Here is a 21,613-nt window from a genome sequence, read left to right on the forward strand (position 1 = left end):
GATTTTTTCAGCGTAGCTGGATGAGGAGATTTATCAACCTGATGTGCGCGGTGACCAGGCAGCCACCGCGCATTTCAGGGCAGGTTGTTAGCGTTTTTTACCGAAGGCAGCGGCCAGCGCATCACCCATCGCGCTGTTACCGGCAGGCTGGCTGGCAGGTTTTGCCCGGCCTTTGTTCGCCTGTGCCGGGCGCGCCGACTCTTTACCCGCATTGCGGTTACCACCGCCGCGTACGTTGCTCTCACCCGGTTGTTCGTCCAGACGCATGGTGAGTGCGATGCGCTTACGTTGCAGATCGACTTCCATCACTTTGACTTTGACGATATCCCCGGCTTTCACCACCTGATGCGGGTCTTCGACAAACTTATCCGACAGCGATGAAATGTGAACCAGGCCATCCTGATGCACACCGATATCGACAAAAGCCCCAAAGTTGGTCACGTTGGTGACCGCCCCTTCCAGAATCATTCCTGGCAGCAGATCGTTGAGCGTTTCCACGCCCTCGGCGAACTGGGCGGTTTTGAACTCGGGACGCGGGTCACGGCCCGGCTTTTCCAGCTCTTTGATGATGTCGGTGACGGTGGGCAGACCAAAACGCTCATCGGTGAAATCACGCGCGCTGAGGTTACGCAGGCTGCCAGGATTGCCCATCAACTCGTTCAGCGCCTGTTCGGTGGCGGCCAGAATGCGCTCAACCACCGGGTAGGCTTCCGGGTGCACGGTGGAGGCATCCAGCGGGTTGTCGCCGTGGTTGATGCGCAGGAAGCCCGCGCACTGTTCAAAGGCTTTGGGGCCAAGACGGCTGACTTTCAGCAGTTGCTGACGGTTCTGGAAACGGCCATTCTCGTCACGCCAGCTGACAATGTTCTGCGCCATCATACGGGTCAGACCCGCCACGCGCGTCAGCAGCGCAACCGAGGCGGTGTTGAGATCAACACCAACGGCGTTCACACAATCTTCCACCACCGCGTCCAGTTTCTTCGCCAGCTGGCTCTGGCTGACGTCGTGCTGATACTGGCCCACCCCGATGGATTTCGGGTCGATCTTCACCAGCTCGGCGAGTGGGTCCTGTAGACGGCGGGCAATCGACACCGCGCCACGCAGCGACACATCCAGATCCGGGAACTCCAGCGCGGCCAACTCCGAAGCGGAATAAACCGATGCACCGGCTTCGCTGACAATCACTTTCTGCGCTTTGATTTGCGGATACTGCTTCTGCACATCAAGGAAAAAACGTTCGGTCTCGCGCGATGCGGTGCCATTACCAATCGCCACCAGTTCAACCTGATGTTTGGCGCAAAGCGCAGCGACAGCCGTTGCCGCTTTGGCCGTCTGGCCGGTATGCGGGTAAATGGTGTCGGTTGCTACCAGTTTGCCGGTGGCATCGACCACCGCCACTTTCACGCCGGTACGCAGGCCGGGATCGAGACCCATGGTGGAACGCATGCCCGCAGGTGCGGCCATCAGCAGGTCATGCAGGTTACGGGCAAACACGTTGATGGCTTCATCTTCCGCGCGCTCGCGTACCGTACCCATCAGCTCGGTTTCCAGATGCAGCAGCACCTTGATGCGCCATGTCCAGCTCACCACTGCTTTACGCCAGCTGTCTGCCGGGGCGTTGTTCAGACGCAGATTCAGGTGGCTGGCGATCAGCGTTTCGCCGTGGCTTTCGCGTGGGGCTTCTTCGAATTGCGGATCGGCATTCAGCGACAGTTGCAGCACGCCTTCGTTGCGGCCACGGAACATCGCCAGCGCACGGTGTGAAGGCACGGTGCTGAGTGCTTCGTGATGATCGAAGTAGTCGCGGAATTTCGCGCCCTCGTCTTCTTTGCCTTCGACAACGCGGGAAACCAGGTGGGCATTTTTCCACAGGTAGTCACGCACTTTAGCCAGCAGGGTAGCGTCTTCAGCAAAGCGTTCCATCAGGATATAACGCGCGCCATCCAGCGCAGCACGCACATCGGCGACGCCTTTGTCGGCATCGACATAGCCCGCAGCCAGTTGCTCAGGGTCGTGCGACGGATCCTGCCAGAGCGTGTCGGCCAGCGGTTCGAGGCCAGCTTCAATGGCAATCTGACCACGGGTGCGGCGCTTCGGTTTATACGGCAGGTAGAGATCTTCCAGCTCAGTTTTACTGAGGGTGCCATTAATGGCACTGGCGAGGTCGGCGGTGAGTTTGCCCTGTTCGTCGATGGATTTCAGAATCGACTGGCGGCGCTCCTCCAGCTCACGCAGATAGCCGAGGCGGCTCTCCAGCTGGCGCAGCTGGGTATCGTCCAGCCCGCCGGTGACTTCCTTACGGTAGCGTGCGATAAACGGCACGGTGTTCCCTTCGTCAAGCAGGCGGATGGCGGCGTCAACCTGTTCGTCACGCGCCTTCAGCTCACTTGCGATAATCTGGCTCAGCGAATCTTTCATCATCAGTTACTGTCTTGCTTACACGGGGTTAAGAAACAGGGGACAGTTATACGGGCTGAGGGTGAAAATTGCCAGACAGTGGCAGGTGAATCCGTCATTTTCTGAATGCGTTTCGCACATTGCCGCCCCGATCTTGCTGATGTCCGCCTGGTCGCATATTGTTAGCCTCCACTATGCTAAATAAGACCTGCTACGACGAGTTGACGCGATGAAAACCCAACTGATTACCCGCGAGGGCTATAACAAATTGCGTGCTGAGCACGATCATTTGTGGAATGAAAAGCGTCCGGAAATCACCAAAATTGTCTCCTGGGCCGCCAGCCTGGGCGATCGTTCGGAAAATGCCGATTACACCTACAACAAACGCCTGCTGCGACAAATCGACCGCCGCGTGCGTTATCTGCGTAAATGCCTGGCGGAGCTGAAGATCGTCGATTACGCACCGCAGCAGGAGGGGAAGGTTTTCTTTGGTGCCTGGGTTGAGGTGGAGAACGAACAGGGAGATGTGAAACGGTTTCGCATTGTCGGCCCGGATGAGATCTACGGCGACGTAAAAGATTACATCTCGATTGATTCGCCAATGGCGCGTGCGCTGATCAAAAAGGAAGTGGATGACGAAGTGGCGGTGATGACGCCGGAAGGGCAGAAGCTTTGGCTGGTGAACCGCATTGAATATGTGAAAGACGCAGAAGAAAAAAGGGGCGGAGAATAAGAGCTTTTGTAAGAAAGCCGGGGGTAAAAATTATTCTCCGCTGGCGAAAGGGCTGGTAAAACACCTGAGACGCCGCGTTCCTGCCGCGCCTGCAATCTGTTATTTAGCCGGATGGGTCATGGTAGTGGTTGAGGTGGATGTCGAGGTGCCGTTGCCGTTACCTCCAGCGGTCGCTAACGCCACACCCAGCAATGCCGCTACGGTACCGATACCGATGGCTTCTGATGTGCCTTTCGCGTTTGCAGATGCCTGAGAACCCGCCGCCTCTCCGATGCCGGGGGCTGCATGGACCTGGGTACTGCTGGTCAGCACCAATACGCTCAGCAGAAATAAACTTTTTTTCATTTTCTTTCTCTCCACATGAACTCAATTTCAACAGGTACGGAAGCAGTGTCTGAGATCATGCCGGGAGAAGGAAGTGGGTGTTAATGATTGATTTTTATTACTTTATTTAACTCTGGCCTTAATTTCGTCAGGGCCAGAGATTCATCCGAGAGAAGAAGCGCAGCGTAATAAAAAAACACCATATTTTATGCTTCCGGCAGAGGTTCGATGGGATATTCTGAGAAGGAATGGTCAGAAAAATGGCAAACGATGCCTTCCGCGACAGGCCAGGGTCAGCAGAACCAGTGACAAAAAGAAAAGGGGGGGATTTTTCAGAGATCCCTCAAACATATTGATCGAACGAGCAAAAAGCGAGAAATGCGCCACAATTAAGCGGTAAAATTAAAGATAAGCTGCTGTTTAATATGCTTTGTAACAATTTCGGCTAGAATATAAACCATTAATGACTGTCACTGTAAGGCATCTTTTTTTAACAATATTGGCTCAGGCAATGGCGCCTTTGGGAGTTGAACATGCAAGAGAACTACAAAATTCTGGTCGTCGATGATGATATGCGTTTGCGCGCGTTGCTCGAGCGCTATCTCACCGAACAGGGCTTTCAGGTGCGCAGCGTTGCCAACGCCGAGCAAATGGATCGTCTGTTAACCCGCGAATCTTTCCACCTGATGGTGCTCGACCTGATGTTGCCGGGCGAAGATGGTTTGTCGATTTGCCGCCGTCTGCGCAGCCAAAGCAATCCAATGCCGATCATTATGGTTACCGCCAAAGGCGAAGAAGTGGACCGTATTGTCGGGCTGGAAATTGGTGCCGACGACTATATTCCGAAGCCTTTCAACCCGCGTGAATTGCTGGCGCGTATCCGTGCTGTACTGCGCCGTCAGGCGAATGAGCTGCCGGGCGCACCTTCGCAGGAAGAGGCCGTTATTGCCTTTGGTAAATTCAAGCTGAACCTGGGTACACGTGAGATGTTCCGTGAAGATGAGCCTATGCCGCTCACCAGCGGGGAATTTGCCGTACTGAAAGCGCTGGTCAGCCACCCGCGTGAACCGTTGTCGCGCGATAAGCTGATGAACCTGGCGCGTGGTCGTGAGTACAGTGCGATGGAACGTTCCATCGATGTGCAGATTTCCCGTCTGCGTCGTATGGTGGAAGAAGATCCAGCACATCCGCGCTACATTCAGACCGTGTGGGGTCTTGGTTACGTATTCGTTCCGGACGGCAGTAAAGCATGAGGCGATTGCGCTTCTCACCTCGCAGTTCGTTTGCCCGCACTCTGTTATTGATCGTTACCTTGCTGTTCGTCAGCCTGGTAACGACCTATCTGGTGGTGCTGAATTTCGCCATTCTTCCCAGCCTGCAGCAGTTCAACAAAGTCCTCGCTTATGAAGTCCGTATGCTGATGACCGACCGCCTGCAACTGGAGGATGGGACACAGCTGGAAGTGCCTCCGGCCTTCCGGCGTGAAATCTATCGTGAGCTGGGGATCTCGCTGTATACCAATGCTGCGGCGGAAGAGAGTGGGTTGCGCTGGGCGCAACACTACGAATTCCTGAGCGAGCAGATGGCGCAGCAGCTTGGCGGGCCAACCGATGTGCGGGTAGAAGTGAATAAAAACTCTCCCGTGGTGTGGCTGAAAACCTGGTTGTCACCCGATATCTGGGTGCGTGTGCCGCTGACCGAAATCCATCAGGGGGATTTCTCACCGCTGTTCCGCTACACGCTGGCGATTATGCTGCTGGCGATAGGCGGTGCCTGGCTGTTTATCCGTATCCAGAACCGACCTTTGGTTGATCTTGAACATGCCGCCTTGCAGGTGGGGAAAGGCATTATTCCGCCGCCGTTGCGTGAATATGGCGCATCGGAAGTGCGTTCGGTGACGCGCGCCTTTAACCAGATGGCGGCTGGCGTGAAGCAACTGGCGGATGACCGTACCCTGCTGATGGCGGGTGTCAGCCATGATCTGCGCACCCCGCTGACGCGTATTCGCCTCGCCACCGAGATGATGAGCGAGGAGGACGGCTATCTGGCTGAGTCGATTAACAAAGATATCGAAGAGTGCAACGCGATTATCGAGCAGTTCATCGACTATCTGCGCACCGGCCAGGAGATGCAGACTGAGCGTGCCGATCTGAATAGCGTGCTGGGTGAAGTCGTCGCAGCCGAGAGTGGCTATGAGCGCGAGATTGAGAATGCGGTGATGCCGGAGGAGTTGATGCTGGATATCAACCCACTGTCGATTAAGCGTGCCGTGGCGAATCTGGTGGTCAATGCCGCGCGTTATGGCAACGGCTGGATCAAGGTCAGCAGTGGGCAGGAACTGAATCGCGCCTGGTTCCAGGTGGAAGATGATGGTCCGGGGATTAAACCGGAACAGCTACAGCATCTGTTCCAGCCTTTTGTGCGCGGCGATAGTGCGCGTAGTACCAGTGGTACCGGGCTGGGTCTGGCGATTGTGCAGCGTATTATCGATGCGCATGAAGGGTCGCTGGAAATTGGCGTCAGTGAACACGGTGGCCTGCGTATTCGCGCCTGGTTGCCAGTGCCGGAGACCGGCACCGCGCTGGTCAACAGCAACCATAACGCCTGACAGGCAAAGCAAAAACCTGTTGTAGCGGCGCAATTTATTGCGCATTTTTGGCCGGGGCACGGCTGAAAGAGCGCGATAAATCGCGCCGCTACGAGTCAGGGTCGTTGTTAGATTTGCGGTCCGGCGTTCACCAACGCGGCTCCGGCGGCGTTATCGGTGTATTTCTCAAAGTTATTGATAAAACGCTGTGCCAGGTCCTGTGCGGCTTCCTGCCATGCCGCAGGGCTGGACCAGCTGGCGCGTGGATCGAGCATTGCCTCACTCACCTGTGCCAGCCGTGTGGGGATTTGCAGGTTAAATACCGGCAGCGTTTGCGTCTCAATATCATCCAGTTCACCCGCCAGAATGGCGTTGATAATCGCGCGGGTGTCTTTCAGCGAAATGCGTTTGCCGCTACCGTTCCAGCCAGTATTCACCAGGTAAGCCTGCGCGCCTGCCGCTTCCATGCGTTTAACCAGCACATCCGCGTACTGCGTTGGATGCAGGGTCAGAAACGCGGCACCAAAACAGGCTGAGAAAGTGGGCGTTGGCTGAGTCACGCCGCGTTCCGTACCGGCCAGTTTGGCGGTAAAGCCAGACAGGAAATGATATTGCGTCTGTTCTGGTGTTAAGCGGGCCACCGGTGGCAGCACGCCGAAGGCATCGGCAGTGAGGAAAATAACGCGCTGCGCATGACCCGCTTTGGACACCGGCCGCACGATGTTTTCGATGTGCTCAATCGGGTAGGAGACACGGGTGTTTTCGGTTTTGCTGCCATCGGCATAATCGACGCTACCATCAGCATTCACCACCACGTTCTCCAGCAGTGCATCGCGGCGAATCGCGTTATAGATTTCCGGTTCAGCCTGCGCCGAGAGATTAATGGTTTTGGCATAGCAGCCACCTTCAAAATTGAAGACCCCATCATCGTCCCAGCCGTGCTCATCATCACCAATCAACTGACGATCGGGATCGGTGGACAGCGTAGTTTTGCCGGTGCCGGAGAGACCGAAGAACACCGCGACATCACCTGCTTTACCGACGTTGGCCGAGCAGTGCATCGACGCGATACCCTTCAGCGGCAGCAGATAATTCATGATAGCGAACAGGCCTTTCTTCATCTCGCCGCCGTACCAGGTGCCGCCAATCAGTTGCATGCGTTCTGTCAGGTTAAAAGCAACGAAGTTCTCTGAATGCAATCCCTGCGCCTGCCAGTTGGGATTGGTACAACGCGCTGCGTTCATCACCACGAAATCCGGGGTGAACTGCGCCAGTTCTTCATCACTCGGACGGATGAACATGTTTGTGACGAAGTGTGCCTGCCAGGCCACTTCCATCACGAAGCGCACGCTGAGGCGTGTATCCGGGTTGGCACCGCAGAACGCATCCACCACAAACAGGCGTTTACCGGATAACTGCTGGGTAACGCACTGCTTCAGCGCCTGCCAGGTTTCGGCTGTCAGGGGCTGGTTATCATTCTTGCCTTCCCCCACGTCATTCCACCACAGGGTGTTGCGTGTGGTGTCATCGCGCACGATGTATTTATCTTTTGGTGAGCGGCCGGTGAAAATGCCGGTATCAACAGCGATAGCCCCGCTTTGTGTCAGGATGCCGCGCGCATAGCCTTCCAGCTCAGGGCGGGTTTCTTCCTGAAACAGGGTGTCGAAGTCCGGGTTGTACACCACTTCCGTGGTGTCGTTGATGCCTAAAGTGGCGAGATCTTGCGATGTCAGGCCGTTAACGCGCATGTGAATGCTCCTTTAATCGGTATCTGTTTTTATTATTAATTATGAGGGGGATGATCGCGCGCAGTGTACTCCACCGGGCAGGAGGGAAAAGGTTTGTTAGTCAGAAATGCGACTCAACGCGCATTGGCAAGTAAATCAATTAGTTATAAAACTAATGTCAGAGAAAAGAAGGTAATTTAAGTAAGAATTAGGGGCGGCAGTAGCCGCCCAGACAATCAGTGCAGCTGATCGCTGCTACCGGTTGGTGTATTACGAATCGCCGCGATATCGACGGCATCGTAAACATAATGCGCGCCGCAATAATCGCAGTGCATGTCGATTTCACCATCCTCTTCGAGGATCTCATCAACTTCTTCCACCGGCAGCGTTTTCAGCACTTCGCCACAGCGTTCGCGCGAACAGGTACATTTGAAGCTTACCGGCGTGGGATCGTACACCGTGGCTTCTTCCTGATGATACAAACGCCACAAGACATCGGTGGCTGGCAGCTCGATCAACTCTTCAGCTTTGACGGTTTCGGTCAGTGTCGCCAGATGATTGAAATCGTCGAGGTTTGGCTCCTGAGCAGGCAGCACCTGCAACAGAATCCCGGCAGCACCCTTTTCATTGGTGCGAATGAACAGGCGGGTTGGCAACTGCTCAGAACGCATAAAGTAATCTTCCAGGCATCCTGCCAGCGTGTCTGCTTCCAGACCGACTACACCCTGATAGCGTTCGCCCTTTTCCGGGGAAATGGTGATTACCAGATAACCGTTCCCGACCATCTGCTTCAGGCTGCTGCCTGGCGCGATCTCTTCTTTTACTCGCGCGACACCACGCAGCTCCTGACGGTTATTCCCGTTGATCACCGCCAGCGACAGCGGGCCATCGCCCTGCAACTGCACGGTGATGTCACCATCAAACTTCAGCGTGGCGGTCAGCAGACTGGTGGCAACCAGTAACTCACCCAGCAGGTTTTTTACCGGCTCAGCATAGTCGTGGTTTTCCACGATCTCGCTCCAGGTTTTTGAAACATTCACCAGCTCGCCGCGCACGGCCGCATTTTCAAACAGGTAACGGTGCAGTTGATCTTGAACAGACATAGATTTTCTCTCGTTGGGGCGCGAGTTATTCCTCGCCCGACAATTTAAATTTCATCAGATCGCGGCGCTCCTTCTTATCAGGGCGGCGATCGGGGTGCGGCATACTCAGGGCGTTCATTTTGCGCGCCAGAGCCAGCTTTTCCCGTTTCTCAATACTGGCGGCGGTTTCTGCGTACAGCGCCTGGGCCTCAGTGGCCGGGCGGCGTTGATCGCTGATGGCAGTGATGATCACGGTGCGTTCATCATTGCCCTGACGCAGCGTCAGCTCTGCTTCCAGTTCCACCAGCTTGCTCGGCTTACTGCGCTGGCCGTTGTAATGCACCTTGCCGCCTTCAATCATTTCGCGCGCGATGGCACGGGTTTTATAAAAGCGCGCCGCCCACAGCCATTTGTCGAGGCGTACGCCTTCGCTGTCTTTCTCTTTCATTGCGGCTCCTGATTTAACGAAGCGAAGCAAGCAACTCACGGTAATCCCTCACTGCCGGATGGCGACTGAAGGATTGATCCGGGCGACCGGAATCCGGATTGCTTACGCCTAAGCACCAGCGGATACCCCAGCGCGTCGCGGCATCAAGAATCGGTTCACTGTCGTCAATGAACAGTGTGCGCGCATTGTTGAAACCGGTTTGCTGCTGTACCGCCTGCCAGAGACGCTGGTCTTCTTTCGGATACCCAAAGGTATGGGTAGAAAGCAATAAATCAAGGTGGGCAGACAATCCGGTCTGCGCCAGTTTGACGTCCAGATTGTATGGATGGGCATTGGTCAGCAAAATCGTGCGTTTACCGGCCGCTCGCAGCGCCTGCAAAAAAGGTAGCGTATCCTCACGCAGGGCAGCGCGTTCACGCTGCGCGAAGGTCATGGCACGAATATCTAACGCCAGCTCTTGCGACCAGTAATCCAGACAGTACCAGTTTAGCGTATGCGCCACGGCATGATACTTTTCCCGAATCAATTGATGGGCTTCGTTCAGCGTGATGGCTCGCTCACGACTCAGGGTTTCTGGTACATGTTCCAGCCAGAAATGGCGATCAAAGGCGAGATCGAGCAGGGTGCCGTCCATGTCCAGCAGCACGGTGTCGATCCCGGTCCAGTTAAGCGTAGCCTGCATGTTAATTCCCGCCCTGAAAACAGGGCGACAGGGTAGCACAGAAGGGAAAGGCTCAGAACAGTGAGCGCACGCTCTGCATAGTGCTGAGATTGTGATTAAAACATTTGTCGTAATACTGCTGTATCTCGGCCATACGGCGGCGGTTGCGATGCACGCGGCGTAACGCCAGCAGGCCGTTAATCAATGCGCAGGCAATCAACACCACCATCAGTAACGCGGTGCCGAGATAGCGCCACTGCGCCATGGCATCGGGTTCATTATGTAGCGCGATGTGGCGGGTGCCGTTGGCATCAGTGGTAATGCTGGTAATGATGCCACTGGCGGAGAAGGGCGTGTGCAGCAGCATTGCGGACATGCGTTGCAGTTCGCGCCACTGCGATGGCGCATCAAGGTCAAACAACGGCACGGCCGGTTGCGGTTGGTTCACCAGCTGACGACCTTCATCGCTGATAATCAGAAAACCACCCGGCGGCGGGCTGTTGAGATTTTCCGCTGCCCGGCGGGTTTCGCGTGAGAAGAAGGTAGAGGTCGCGGTATTGACCAGATTTTCCAGCGCCTCGGCGCTCACCGGGCGCAGCAGCACGTTCATACCGTTCAGACGCCCGGAATCCGCACGATGGATCAACGTGTCCCAGTCTTTGGCATTGCCGAGGTTAACCAGCGCGTTTTTCAGTCGCACACAGTCCTGCTGCTGGCTACACAAATCCTGAGTTTTCAGCACCAAATCGGAGAAGTCATCCAGTAAAATCATGCCCGACTTCTGAATCGCAGAAGCGAGTTGCGGGTTGAGTTTAGGGTCGGTGTTGGTTTCGGGGTGTAGCTGGCGCGTAGTGGTGTCGAGCAGCGCGGCGGCTTTATCGATAATATCGGATTGTGGCTGCGGCAGCGGCGTGGCGTTATTCCAGTAGATGGCCGAGCAATCGAACGGCATAAAAGTGTAGCTGCGATTGCTCTGGTAGTTACCCGGCACGGAACACATGCCGGTGCCGCTGACCTTCAGGCTATCGCCAATATGCAACGGCATCGCATTCAGCTTATCAACGTTATTCACTTCCAGGCTTTCGGTGCCTTTCACCCAGGCGAGACTGAGCTTGATGGGCATGCTGAGCGGAATCCAGCTGACCAGCATGACAAGCACCAGCAGCGAACCGCAGGCCAGCACCAGATTTTTGCGCCAGCGCTGTACCGGGAAGTTACGCACTTCATCCTGCAATGACAGGAAACGCCCCTGACGTACCACCTGGCGATTCAGATAAATCTCGACATCGGTCACCTGGCCCAGATCGTGTGCCACGTAGGGCTGCCAGTGGGGCGGATATACTAAATCGATAATACCGAGGGAGATGTTGCTTTGTTCCTGATTTGACTCACCAAACAGCCCCCAGCGTTTTGGTGCGCCGCGCAGGCAATGCACGTCACGTAAATCTTTTTCACCCGGGCAGCGATAGAGAAACCACAGACTGACGGCGATCATCGCGCCACCCAGCAGGGCGATCCATACCATCATGCTGCCAGGCAGTACCAGACTCAGGAAGAACAACAGGAAAGCAAAACAGATAGTGGCCGCTTCGCGGGTACCATCGGTGCGGGACAGCGCATATTCTTCTGGCGTTTCTTTACGCACCTGCAACAGCTCGACATTTTCACTCTCTTCCTTACGGATTGAGGCATTGGTCGACATCGAGCGTACCAGTGGCGGCAGCGCGGGCTGTTCAACGGCGTAGTCCACCAGTGAATGACCATTCAGCGAGATCACCAGCGGCAGGGTTTGGGTGCGAATCAGTTCAACGTAATTTTCATCGGCGATGTACTGTTCCCACAGTGGCGGCAGATGCACTTCGACCGCATCCAGATAGTAACGCCATTTCTGCGGCGCATCGGTCGATAAACCATAACGGGTGATAGCACGGGTGACAGGATAGACATTGTTGCTTTGCGCCGTCAGCGTTAATCCTTCAGGTTCCCGCTGTTTCTTGCTGGCGCGCATGTCTTGCTGTTGATGCTGTTTCGCCAGCGAGGCAATGTACTTTTCAACAGCAGCGCGTTCTTCATCAGTGAGTTTACGGCAGGGCGGATTAATGAACGGCAGAGGTTTCGCCAACGGCGGACGATGCCGCATAGCGTACCAATAACCTATGCCTGCCAGCATTGAGCAAGCCATCACGATGGCCAGAATAATGATAATTGTGCTCATGCTATGCTCAGTTCAGCCAAAAAACTGCCTTCACGTTAACGATCTGCTCCCGGTGAATGATCAATACAGGTCAATTTTGGCGAGCTGATGTCATTCTGACAAGTGAAATGTCAGATAAAATAACGCGCAAAATCATTAAATTAGAAATTATTAGATTATTCCTTATCGGAATATTATCGGGACCCCACTCAATTAAAAATCGGTATTTTCTGAATTTACCTTCTCCCGGTTGACTTATTGTGAGAATTTTAAAGCTGAAATAACAATATGTTGTTAGTACCGGTTAGTAAATATATGGCATCTTAGTTTACCTGCGCTGTTTGTCGCACATTTATTCGGGCTTCGGTATGCTGTGCCGATGCTGGCATTATCGCATCACAAGGTCGTGCAAAGTTTGAGGTTGATATGAAAACTCCACAGAAAAAACCTGACATCCTCAACGTGGCAGCGGTGGCCCGCTCCCGATTGTTTACCATCGAAGCAGTCGATCTCGCTTTCAGTAATGGCGCCCGGCGGGTTTACGAGCGCATGAAACCTTCCGATCGGGAAGCGGTGATGATTGTCCCCATCCTCGGTGACGATGTGATTCTGATTCAGGAATATGCCGTCGGGCTGGAAAGTTACGAGCTGGGTTTCCCAAAAGGACTCATCGATCCGGGTGAAAGTGCGTTTGAAGCGGCAGATCGTGAGCTAAAAGAAGAGGTCGGTTTTGGTGCGACTAAACTGGAAACGTTGGGCAAACTCACCATGGCTCCCTCTTATTTCTCCAGCAAGATGAACATCGTGGTGGCGGAAGGGCTGTACGAGGAAAAGCTGGAGGGGGATGAACCAGAACCACTGATTGTCCGCCGCTGGCCCCTCAATAACCTGCTGGCTCTGCTGGAAGAACCTGATTTCCGTGAGGCCCGCAACGTGAGTGCATTGTTTTTGGTGCGCGAATGGCTGGTGAAACAGGGGCGGCTGAGTTACTGAAGCATCACGCATCAGGTTATTGCGGATGAGCATCATAAAAAAGCCGGCATATTTGCCGGCTTTTTTTATCAGAACAATTCGTGGCTTTGCCCGTTGTCCATAATGGTGGTGCCGACATCATGGACCGAATATTCGGTCGGCTGCGTACCGTTGATAAAGAACTCCTGACGCGTATTACCGCCGCCATTCGCCAGCTTGCCGGTGCCGCGATCGATGGTTACCGTTACCACGCCATCTGGCGGTGTTAACGGTTGAACCGGGACGCCATCCAGTGCGGATTTCATATAATCATCCCACGCCGGTTGTGCACTCTTCGCACCACCTTCATAGCCGGAGATTTGATCCGGAATGGCACCCGAAACCGTGGTGCGGCCCAACGCACGGGAATCATCGAAGCCGATCCATACCGACGTCACGACGCCAGGACCGTAACCGGAGAACCAGGCATCTTTCGAGCTGTTGGTGGTACCGGTTTTACCGCCGATATCGTTACGTTTCAGGTCACGACCCGCGCGCCAGCCGGTACCCATCCAACCCGGTTCGCCGAAGACGTTACTGTTCAGCGCGCTTTTAATCAGGAACGACAGCGGCGTATTGATCACATGCGGAGCATACTGCTGGTCGCCCGCCGGTTGCGGCTGAGCTGGCACCTGTTCCAGTTCCGGCTGTGGAACCGTCTGGTTCTGCGCCTGGCTGGAGACAGCGACGTTTTCGACGCTCTCCTCATTCAACGCAACGGATTTTTGCGTATCACCATAAATTACCGGCAAATTGCACTGCGGGCAGGCGATTTTCGGTTTGGCTTCAAATACCGTGGCACCCTGTTCGTTCTCAATCTTCGTAATGAAATACGGATCGATCAGGAAGCCTCCGTTCGCCATCACCGAGTAACCGCGTACCACCTGCATCGGGGTGAATGAAGCGGCACCCAACGCCAGCGATTCAGTATGAATGATGTTCTGTGCCGGGAAGCCGAAACGTTGCAGATACTGCGCTGCGTAATCGACACCCATCGCACGCATCGCACGTACCATGACGACGTTTTTCGACTGACCTAAGCCCTGACGCAAACGAATAGGGCCGTCATAGGTCGGCGGGGAGTTTTTCGGTCGCCAGTCGGCTCCCGCACCCGCATCCCAACGTGAAATCGGCACGTCGTTCAGAATAGAAGCCAGTGTCAGCCCACGGTCCATTGCGGCGGTGTACAGGAATGGCTTGATATTGGAGCCAACCTGACGCAACGCCTGGGTCGCGCGATTGAACATGCTCTGATTGAAGTCAAAACCACCGACCAGCGCGCGTACCGCACCATCTTCAGGATTGAGCGATACCAGAGCCGAGTTCACCAGCGGAACCTGGCCCAGCCACCAGTCATTATCAACCTTACGTACCCAAATCTGCTGGCCTGCCTGTAACACCTGAGACACGCTACGCGGCGTAGGACCTTGCAGAGTGTCGGATTTGTAGGCTCTCGCCCAGCGAACACCGGCCATTGCTAGTGACACGCTGCTGCCATCTTTCAGCATGGCTGTCGCACCGTCGTTACTGACACTGGTGACCACGGCCGGATTAAGCGGGCCATAGAGGGGCAGGTCTTTCAGCGCGTTCTGGATGCGGGTTTGATCCCAGCTGGTTTCACCTGCTTTCCACAACACGTTCGTCGGACCACGATAGCCATGACGCATATCATAGGCGATCACGTTGTTGCGCACAGCCTGCTGTGCCGCTTCCTGCAAACGACGTGTCACGGTGGTGTAAACCTTGTAACCATCCTCGTAGGCGCTGTCACCGTAGCGCTTCACCATCTCCTGGCGCACCATCTCGCTCAGATAAGGGGCGGAGAAGGCGATTTCCGGGCCATGATAACTGGCTACCAGCGGTGTGTTGCGAGCATCATCGTACTGCTGCTGGGTGATGTAATTCTGATCCAGCATGCGTGACAGCACGACATTACGGCGAGCCAGTGCGCGCTGATGCGAGTAGAGCGGGTTGAAGGTGGACGGTGCTTTTGGCAGGCCCGCAATCATCGCCATTTCACTCAGCGATAGCTGATCGACTGATTTACCAAAATAGACCTGCGCAGCAGCACCCACACCATAGGCGCGGTAACCGAGGTAAATCTTATTGAGGTACAGCTCAAGAATTTCATCTTTGGTCAGCAACTGTTCGATGCGGATCGCCAGGAACGCTTCCTTAATCTTACGCATCAGGGTGCGTTCCGGGCTGAGGAAGAAGTTACGCGCGAGCTGCTGGGTAATGGTACTGGCACCCTGCGAAGCATGGCCGGAAACCAGCGCAATGCTGGCAGCACGGAAAATACCAACCGGATCAACACCATGATGCTCGTAGAAACGGCTATCTTCGGTGGCAATAAACGCTTTGATCAGCTCAGGCGGCATTTGTTGCAGGGTAAGCGGCACACGGCGTTTTTCGCCGTACTGGGCGATAAGCTCGCCATCCGCGCTATAAACCTGCATCGGGGTTTGCAGGCGCACATCTTTTAATGTGTTTACGTCGGGCAACTGCGGCTCTATGTACTTGTACAAACCATAAATCGAGCCGGCTCCCAGCAAGATGCAACACACTGCAAGGATCAATAAATACTTTACGAACTTCACCTGAGATTTCCCATCTGTTGTCGTTTGGGCAGTTTATAAACAATCGCGCGGTAGTATAAAGGCAAGCCTGACGCTTTGATATACCCGGCATACTTCAAGTTGCCGGAGCGTTCGCTATCTGCATTCTCTCGGGCCATTAACCTGAGGATTTATGCACCGGCTGCCATCCTGCAACGCAGGATATTCAGGATTTTTACCTCTAAGGATAAGGAGAGTACGCGCATGGTTTTTCAGCGCTGGCAAATTGGGTTGGATATTCAAAATGGACGGTTTTGTGCGGTGGCGATTCAGCGTCGTCGTCACGGCTGGCAACTCAGGCACTGGCAGCAGCAGACACTGCCACAGGATACGCTAAGAAACGGTGTCCTGCAGTCCTCACCCGCACTGCTGGCGGTGTTACAGCAGTGGCGACGCCAGCTACCCGGGCGCTATTCATTGCGTGTTGGCCTGCCGCCGCAACTGGTGTTGCAACGCGCGTTAACTCTGCCGGACACCACGCTGCGCGAACCGGCGCTAAACCGCTATGTGCAGGCGTCAGCGCAAAGGTTATTTCCGGTGGAGCCAGCTTCGCTGGCGCTGGATTATCGCGCATCTTCCTTATCACAATTGTGTATCACGGCGGCACGGCGCGAAGTGATTGCACAATGGCTCACCCCCTTACAACAAGCTGGTTTACAGCCCGATGTGTTTGAGTTGAGCAGCCTGGCGCTGGCGCAGGTGGCGCAACGTCTGCGACTCAGTCATCAGCAGTTGCTGGTTCATCCGTTGAGCGATCACTGGCTGTGGTATCTGGCCGGTTCAGAGGTTGTCTCTGGATCGAGTACCGGGCCACTGTCGCTGACGCATTTACAGGAGACGTTTCCCCAGGCAGAGACGATGCTGTGTACGGCACCTGTCGACGGGTTTACCGCCATCAAACCCTTTTCGCTGCTGCGCTATTTGCAGCTACCGCAACCGGAAAACGAGGGCGTTTTTGCGCTGGCTCTTGGGCTGGCGTTGCGCCCGGAGGATACCTGATGTTGACGGTAAACCTGCTCCCCTGGCGCGTCCAGCAGTGGCAACGTCAGCGTCAGCGGAGCCTGATGATACTGGTGAGCGCCCCGGGTATTGCTCTGCTGGTGGTGCTGTCAGGCGGCTGGCAGGGGTATCACGCAGCGCAGCAACAGCGTGCTGAGCAACATGCGATCTCTCAAAGGATTAGCGCGCTGGAACAACATATTCATACCCGTCAGGCATTAGTGCATCAGCGCGATTTCCTGGTGCAGGCGCAACACAGGCAACAGACCCGACAGTTGCAGCACCAGGCCTGGCAGCAATTCTGGCAGCGATTACCGCAACTGATGCCGGAAACGCTGTGGCTCAGCCGCATTGAACGCAGGCAGGGGCAATTATTACTGGAAGGGCTGGCCTCCGGGATGACCGCGGTGAGTGATTTTCGCTCTCAATTGGCAACCTTGCCGCTATTTCCGGTGATTCGTCAGGGAAATGTGCAACGCCAGCCCGATGGACACTATCGTTTCACCCTGCGTGCCCAGGTCCAGGAGGTGAGCGGTGAATGAATGGCTGCAACGCTGGCGACAACTGACGCTCACATGGCGAGCGGCCTGGCTGCTGGTGCTGTCACTGCCGATATTGGTGGCGGGTTGGTTGGTCATGCTGTTGCCCCAGCAACAGGCGCGGGCTGAGCGGGAACGTCAGCTGATACAGCAGACCCAGCTGGAACAACAGCGTCAGCAGCAGCTGGCTTTGTGGCCCACAGCGGATGCACTGATTGCTGAAATCAGCAGGTTACAGCAACCCCTCGTGATGGGTGACTCCCCGAAGCTGCTGGAGTCCATCCTGGCTGCACGGGGCACTCAACTGGACACATGGCAGCCGGAAAGCCAGCCGCAGCAGGTGGTGTTAAGGCTGAACTGGCAGCAGTTCACTCCGCTGTTTGCTGAGCTGGCGCACACGACATTGCCTGTTCCAGAACGCTTTCAGTTGCAGTCGGAACAAGGGGGCTTGATGGCACAGTTTTGGCTGGAGAAAAGTGATGCGCAGTAGCGTTGTCCTGCTGTTGATACTGTACAGCGCCCTCGCGCTGGCCCGTGACCCTTTCCAGCCGGTTGCCCCTGCCATTTGTCATACCGTTGTTACCTCTGTTGAAGGATGGCGGTTGCAGGGCATCATCGGCACTCCCCAGCGTTATGTTGCCTGGCTGCGCTCGCCACAGGGCAAAAGTATCAGGCTGACTGAGCAGATGCTTTTACCTTTTTCGAGCTGGCGCGTTCAACAGATAACGTCACGAACATTGCGCCTGCATGCGGACCAGAGCTGCTCAGCGCAGCAGATCACCCTACAAATAAAAGGAGGTTTTTATGCCACGGATGAAGGTATGGATACTGTTACTGCTATGGCTGACCGCGCCACTGCACGCCAATGATCAGCGGCTGAGTCTGGTGTTTGACGATGCGCCGGTTGAGCGTATTTTGCAGGCGCTGGCGGATTATCAGCAAACTAACCTGTTGATCGCACCTGGCGTTGAAGGGCGGCTCTCGCTGCGGCTGGAAGATGTTGACTGGCAGCGGGCGCTGTCGCTGGTATCCCGGCTAGCACGGCTGAGTGTGGTGCACGAAGAGGGGGTGTTGCTGGTTTATCCGGAAAGCTGGCAGCAATGGCAGACGCAAAAAGCCCAGGCGGAACGCGAAGAACAGCAGCAGCAAATTGCGCTGGCACAGCAAACCGTGACCTTTCATTACGCCAACGCTGGTGATGTCTGGCGCAGTTTGCAGGCGGAACGCTCGCTGCTGACACCGCGCGGCAGCGCCACAGTGGATAGTCGTACCAACAGCCTGTTGCTGCGGGATACGCCGCAGGCATTAAAGGAGGCGACTCGCTGGCTCAGCGCGCTGGATTTGCCGCTGGAGCAGGTCGAGCTGTCGGCTCATATCGTGACCATTAGCGAGGAGCATTTGCGCGAATTGGGGGTCAATTGGGGGATGTCGCCCGCAGAAGATGTGATGCAAGCCCTGCGCAATCCACAACTGGAGATCCCACTGGCGGTGAGCAATCCTGCCTTTCGCATGGGTGTGACGCTCGGGCAGGTAGGGGGAGAATTACTCAACCTTGAGTTAAGCGCACTGGAACAGGAAAGCCAGATTGAAATCATCGCCAGTCCACGGCTTTTTACCTCGCATCAGCAAACCGCCACCATTAAACAGGGGACGGAAATCCCCTACGAGGTGAAATCCGGTAACAGCGGCGCGACGGCGATTGAATTCAAAGAAGCGGTGCTGGGGATGGAAGTGACGCCGGTAGTACTGGGAAACGGACGCATTCAGTTAAAACTGCGACTGAGCCAGAACATGCCGGGTCGCACCATCAACACCGGGGAGCATCAGGCGTTAAGTATCGATAAGCAGGAAATCGACACGCAGGTAACGCTGCGCGATGGTGAAACTTTAGCGCTGGGCGGCATTTTCCAGCAGCAGCGTTCTCAGGGGGAGCATCGGGTGCCCTGGCTGGGGGAATTACCGCTGTTGGGAAATCTGTTTCGCCATCAAACGGATGAGCATAAAAAAAAGGAGCTGGTGATTTTCATCACACCCAGACTGGTCAGGGAAGCAGCGCTTACGTCCGGATAATGAGGAAAATTCGCTCAATGATGCCAACTGCGTTGACGCAGGACAGGAATTAGCTTACAAGGTTTAGCGATTTTTAAACGGTGTAACGGAACGCGACAAAAAACCTCCCGATGGGCGACAGTCACAAGCGATACTGGCGTCAGAAGAATGTACACCCCAAATAATGTGTGTTGCAGGAAGGCAACAAGGGAGCGAATCCCCCGGAGCAGTAGGTGATTGGGGATAATTGATCGCAACCAGTATACCTGTAACCTGAAGTATTAAAGGGGTAGCGGAGGTGCGTTACCGTCTCGCGAACCACAGACCGGTCCTGTTAAGAGGTCGCCGGGGGCAATTTATTCGGTTGCCAAACGGCCATGAGTGTTGAGATAATTTTTCGTCTGACTCTTGCTAACGCTCATGAGGTCTCAGTTCCTGTCCCGCCAGCAAAAGCTGAACGCGGGGTATCATCAACGAATTCTTAGTAATACCGACAAAATGGCAGAGAAACGCAATATCTTTCTGGTTGGGCCGATGGGTGCCGGCAAAAGCACTATTGGTCGTCAGTTAGCTCAGCAACTCAATATGGAATTTTTCGATTCCGATCAGGAAATTGAGCGACGTACCGGAGCGGATGTAGGCTGGGTGTTTGACGTTGAAGGCGAAGCGGGTTTCCGCGATCGTGAAGAGAAAATTATCAACGAGCTAACCGAAAAGCAGGGCATCGTGCTGGCGACCGGTGGCGGTTCCGTCAAATCCCGGGAAACCCGTAATCGTCTCTCCGCCCGCGGTGTGGTCGTCTATCTCGAAACCACCATCGAAAAGCAACTTGCCCGCACCCAGCGTGATAAAAAGCGCCCGCTGCTGCAGGTTGACTCTCCGCCGCGCGAAGTGCTGGAAGCGCTGGCTGGAGAACGTAATCCGCTTTATGAAGAGATCGCTGATGTCACTATCCGCACTGACGATCAGAGCGCAAAAGTAGTGGCTAATCAGATCATCAACATGCTGGAAAAAAGTTGATCCAGCGCCTGAGGGCTAAGTAATAGGTATCGGTCATCATGGAGAAGATCACTGTCTCACTGGGGGATCGCAGTTACCCCATCACCATAGCTGCCGGGCTGTTTAACGATCCGGCTTCTTTTTGGCCGCTGAAAGCAGGTGACAATGCCATGTTGGTGACCAACCAGACATTGGCACCGATGTACCTGCAAAAACTGTCGGCACTGTTGAGTGCGGCCGGGGTGAAAGTGGATCAGGTGATCCTGCCCGATGGTGAACAGTACAAAACGCTCGCCGTGATGGATGATGTGTTTACGGCATTGCTGCAAAAACCGCATGGTCGCGATACCACGCTGATTGCCCTTGGTGGCGGCGTGATTGGTGATCTGACCGGGTTTGCTGCGGCCAGCTATCAGCGTGGCGTGCGCTTTATTCAGGTGCCGACGACGCTGCTTTCTCAGGTTGACTCCTCCGTTGGTGGCAAAACCGCCGTTAACCACCCCCTCGGCAAAAACATGATTGGCGCGTTTTATCAGCCAGCGTCTGTGGTGGTGGATACCGATTGCCTGGCAACCCTGCCGCCGCGTGAGCTGGCGTCGGGTCTGGCTGAAGTTATCAAATACGGCATCATTCTGGATGGTGATTTTTTCCAGTGGCTGGAGCAAAATCTTGACGCTCTGCTGGCCCTGGATGAAAAAGCCATGGCGTACTGTATTCGCCGTTGCTGCGAGCTGAAAGCCGAAGTGGTCGCTGCCGATGAACGTGAAACCGGTCAGCGTGCGCTGCTCAATCTCGGCCATACTTTTGGTCATGCCATTGAAGCCCATATGGGCTACGGCAACTGGCTGCATGGTGAAGCGGTCGCGGCTGGCATGGTGATGGCCGCACGTACGGCTGAGCGCCTTGGTCAGTTCAGCCCGGTCGATACCGATCGCATTATTGCGCTGTTGCTGCGTGCCGGTTTGCCGGTGCATGGCCCGGCCAGCATGACTGCCGAAGAGTATTTGCCGCATATGATGCGCGATAAAAAAGTTCTGGCGGGTGAATTGCGTCTGGTGCTGCCTCTCGCTATTGGTCGCTCTGAAGTGCGTGCTGGCGTGGCACATGATATGGTGCTGGCTGCAATTAACGATTGTCAGAAGTCATTATAATACCCTGAATAATTCGAGTCGCAGGAACGCGGCTGGCGGGCGTATCCCAGGGAGTGGTTATCGATCGCCCCAGATCGCTGCCAACGCAGCTGCG

19 protein-coding genes are annotated in these 21,613 nt (G+C 55.2%); 11 read left to right on the plus strand and 8 right to left on the minus strand.

The features are described 5' to 3' along the window. Positions 1–87: 87 nt before the first annotated feature. On the minus strand, positions 88–2,418 hold the full coding sequence (locus RCF31_RS14395) for a Tex family protein (RefSeq protein WP_409521716.1): 2,331 nt from the start codon (positions 2,416–2,418) through the stop codon (positions 88–90). 208 nt (positions 2,419–2,626) lie between these two features. Between RCF31_RS14395 and greB the strand changes: the two genes are divergently transcribed. Further along, entirely contained in the window at positions 2,627–3,130 is a 504-nt protein-coding gene (gene greB / locus RCF31_RS14400; protein WP_416411255.1) for a transcription elongation factor GreB, read from the plus strand. 99 nt (positions 3,131–3,229) lie between these two features. On the opposite strand, the gene yjbE is transcribed toward greB, so the two are convergent. Continuing rightward, positions 3,230–3,475, minus strand: coding sequence for an exopolysaccharide production protein YjbE (yjbE, locus tag RCF31_RS14405; RefSeq protein ID WP_416411256.1), 246 nt, complete (start codon positions 3,473–3,475; stop codon positions 3,230–3,232). Between the two features lie 512 nt (positions 3,476–3,987). Between yjbE and ompR the strand changes: the two genes are divergently transcribed. Both ompR and envZ read left to right on the plus strand, forming a co-directional pair. Beyond that, entirely contained in the window at positions 3,988–4,707 is a 720-nt protein-coding gene (gene ompR / locus RCF31_RS14410; RefSeq protein ID WP_001157751.1) for a two-component system response regulator OmpR, read from the plus strand. Further along, complete coding sequence (gene envZ, locus RCF31_RS14415; protein WP_299447655.1) at positions 4,704–6,062, plus strand: two-component system sensor histidine kinase EnvZ; 1,359 nt, start codon at positions 4,704–4,706, stop codon at positions 6,060–6,062. The genes ompR and envZ overlap by 4 nt, the downstream gene beginning before the upstream one ends. A 107-nt stretch (positions 6,063–6,169) precedes the next feature. Here the strand turns inward: envZ and pckA are convergent, their stop codons facing one another. The 5 genes from pckA to RCF31_RS14440 all read right to left on the minus strand — a co-directional run bounded on the left by pckA (position 6,170) and on the right by RCF31_RS14440 (position 12,174). Beyond that, positions 6,170–7,789, minus strand: a complete 1,620-nt coding sequence (pckA, locus tag RCF31_RS14420; protein WP_416411369.1) for a phosphoenolpyruvate carboxykinase (ATP) — start codon at positions 7,787–7,789, stop codon at positions 6,170–6,172. A gap of 215 nt (positions 7,790–8,004) precedes the next feature. Further along, positions 8,005–8,871, minus strand: a complete 867-nt coding sequence (gene hslO / locus RCF31_RS14425) for an Hsp33 family molecular chaperone HslO (RefSeq protein WP_084877487.1) — start codon at positions 8,869–8,871, stop codon at positions 8,005–8,007. A gap of 25 nt (positions 8,872–8,896) precedes the next feature. Next, complete coding sequence (gene hslR / locus RCF31_RS14430) at positions 8,897–9,298, minus strand: ribosome-associated heat shock protein Hsp15 (RefSeq protein ID WP_299447648.1); 402 nt, start codon at positions 9,296–9,298, stop codon at positions 8,897–8,899. A 13-nt stretch (positions 9,299–9,311) separates the two neighbouring features. Continuing rightward, on the minus strand, positions 9,312–9,980 hold the full coding sequence (gene yrfG, locus RCF31_RS14435; RefSeq protein WP_313682937.1) for a GMP/IMP nucleotidase: 669 nt from the start codon (positions 9,978–9,980) through the stop codon (positions 9,312–9,314). 52 nt (positions 9,981–10,032) lie between these two features. Then, entirely contained in the window at positions 10,033–12,174 is a 2,142-nt protein-coding gene (locus RCF31_RS14440; protein ID WP_416411370.1) for an intracellular growth attenuator family protein, read from the minus strand. A 405-nt stretch (positions 12,175–12,579) separates the two neighbouring features. Between RCF31_RS14440 and nudE the strand changes: the two genes are divergently transcribed. Next, positions 12,580–13,146 (plus strand): ADP compounds hydrolase NudE, encoded by a 567-nt coding sequence (gene nudE / locus RCF31_RS14445; RefSeq protein ID WP_084877477.1) that lies wholly within the window; start codon positions 12,580–12,582, stop codon positions 13,144–13,146. A 68-nt stretch (positions 13,147–13,214) separates the two neighbouring features. Here the strand turns inward: nudE and mrcA are convergent, their stop codons facing one another. Next, on the minus strand, positions 13,215–15,764 hold the full coding sequence (gene mrcA / locus RCF31_RS14450) for a peptidoglycan glycosyltransferase/peptidoglycan DD-transpeptidase MrcA (RefSeq protein WP_299447634.1): 2,550 nt from the start codon (positions 15,762–15,764) through the stop codon (positions 13,215–13,217). Between the two features lie 222 nt (positions 15,765–15,986). Here mrcA and pilM point away from each other — a divergent pair, with 222 nt between their 5' ends. The 7 genes from pilM (at position 15,987) to aroB (ending at position 21,519) form a co-directional block, all read left to right on the plus strand. Continuing rightward, positions 15,987–16,781, plus strand: coding sequence for a pilus assembly protein PilM (gene pilM, locus RCF31_RS14455; protein WP_416411371.1), 795 nt, complete (start codon positions 15,987–15,989; stop codon positions 16,779–16,781). Then, positions 16,781–17,323 carry a PilN domain-containing protein gene (locus tag RCF31_RS14460; protein ID WP_416411372.1) on the plus strand — a complete coding sequence of 181 codons (543 nt, stop codon included), beginning with the start codon at positions 16,781–16,783 and terminating at the stop codon, positions 17,321–17,323. The genes pilM and RCF31_RS14460 overlap by 1 nt, the downstream gene beginning before the upstream one ends. Further along, positions 17,316–17,810: a hypothetical protein gene (locus RCF31_RS14465; protein ID WP_416411373.1), complete on the plus strand. Its 495-nt coding sequence runs from the start codon at positions 17,316–17,318 to the stop codon at positions 17,808–17,810. Before RCF31_RS14460 ends, RCF31_RS14465 begins: the two co-directional genes overlap by 8 nt. After that, positions 17,800–18,189, plus strand: coding sequence for a HofP DNA utilization family protein (locus tag RCF31_RS14470; protein ID WP_416411374.1), 390 nt, complete (start codon positions 17,800–17,802; stop codon positions 18,187–18,189). Before RCF31_RS14465 ends, RCF31_RS14470 begins: the two co-directional genes overlap by 11 nt. After that, positions 18,134–19,390, plus strand: coding sequence for a DNA uptake porin HofQ (gene hofQ, locus RCF31_RS14475; protein ID WP_299449143.1), 1,257 nt, complete (start codon positions 18,134–18,136; stop codon positions 19,388–19,390). Before RCF31_RS14470 ends, hofQ begins: the two co-directional genes overlap by 56 nt. 477 nt (positions 19,391–19,867) lie before the next feature. After that, positions 19,868–20,389, plus strand: coding sequence for a shikimate kinase AroK (gene aroK / locus RCF31_RS14480; protein WP_041525861.1), 522 nt, complete (start codon positions 19,868–19,870; stop codon positions 20,387–20,389). A 38-nt stretch (positions 20,390–20,427) separates the two neighbouring features. Continuing rightward, positions 20,428–21,519: a 3-dehydroquinate synthase gene (aroB, locus tag RCF31_RS14485; RefSeq protein ID WP_313682952.1), complete on the plus strand. Its 1,092-nt coding sequence runs from the start codon at positions 20,428–20,430 to the stop codon at positions 21,517–21,519. Positions 21,520–21,613: the final 94 nt, after the last annotated feature.

The sequence above is a fragment of the Pantoea sp. App145 genome (assembly GCF_047947045.1).
GTDB lineage: Bacteria > Pseudomonadota > Gammaproteobacteria > Enterobacterales > Enterobacteriaceae > Pantoea.

What these genes read in the sequence shown, in the direction of transcription:
- RCF31_RS14395 (WP_409521716.1), bottom strand. Translation starts at nt 2,418, where the DNA reads ATGAAAGATTCGCTGAGCCAGATTATCGCAAGTGAGCTGAAGGCGCGT.
- greB (WP_416411255.1), top strand. Translation starts at nt 2,627, where the DNA reads ATGAAAACCCAACTGATTACCCGCGAGGGCTATAACAAATTGCGTGCT.
- yjbE (WP_416411256.1), bottom strand. Translation starts at nt 3,475, where the DNA reads ATGAAAAAAAGTTTATTTCTGCTGAGCGTATTGGTGCTGACCAGCAGT.
- ompR (WP_001157751.1), top strand. Translation starts at nt 3,988, where the DNA reads ATGCAAGAGAACTACAAAATTCTGGTCGTCGATGATGATATGCGTTTG.
- envZ (WP_299447655.1), top strand. Translation starts at nt 4,704, where the DNA reads ATGAGGCGATTGCGCTTCTCACCTCGCAGTTCGTTTGCCCGCACTCTG.
- pckA (WP_416411369.1), bottom strand. Translation starts at nt 7,789, where the DNA reads ATGCGCGTTAACGGCCTGACATCGCAAGATCTCGCCACTTTAGGCATC.
- hslO (WP_084877487.1), bottom strand. Translation starts at nt 8,871, where the DNA reads ATGTCTGTTCAAGATCAACTGCACCGTTACCTGTTTGAAAATGCGGCC.
- hslR (WP_299447648.1), bottom strand. Translation starts at nt 9,298, where the DNA reads ATGAAAGAGAAAGACAGCGAAGGCGTACGCCTCGACAAATGGCTGTGG.
- yrfG (WP_313682937.1), bottom strand. Translation starts at nt 9,980, where the DNA reads ATGCAGGCTACGCTTAACTGGACCGGGATCGACACCGTGCTGCTGGAC.
- RCF31_RS14440 (WP_416411370.1), bottom strand. Translation starts at nt 12,174, where the DNA reads ATGAGCACAATTATCATTATTCTGGCCATCGTGATGGCTTGCTCAATG.
- nudE (WP_084877477.1), top strand. Translation starts at nt 12,580, where the DNA reads ATGAAAACTCCACAGAAAAAACCTGACATCCTCAACGTGGCAGCGGTG.
- pilM (WP_416411371.1), top strand. Translation starts at nt 15,987, where the DNA reads ATGGTTTTTCAGCGCTGGCAAATTGGGTTGGATATTCAAAATGGACGG.
- RCF31_RS14460 (WP_416411372.1), top strand. Translation starts at nt 16,781, where the DNA reads ATGTTGACGGTAAACCTGCTCCCCTGGCGCGTCCAGCAGTGGCAACGT.
- RCF31_RS14470 (WP_416411374.1), top strand. Translation starts at nt 17,800, where the DNA reads ATGCGCAGTAGCGTTGTCCTGCTGTTGATACTGTACAGCGCCCTCGCG.
- hofQ (WP_299449143.1), top strand. Translation starts at nt 18,134, where the DNA reads ATGAAGGTATGGATACTGTTACTGCTATGGCTGACCGCGCCACTGCAC.
- aroK (WP_041525861.1), top strand. Translation starts at nt 19,868, where the DNA reads ATGGCAGAGAAACGCAATATCTTTCTGGTTGGGCCGATGGGTGCCGGC.
- aroB (WP_313682952.1), top strand. Translation starts at nt 20,428, where the DNA reads ATGGAGAAGATCACTGTCTCACTGGGGGATCGCAGTTACCCCATCACC.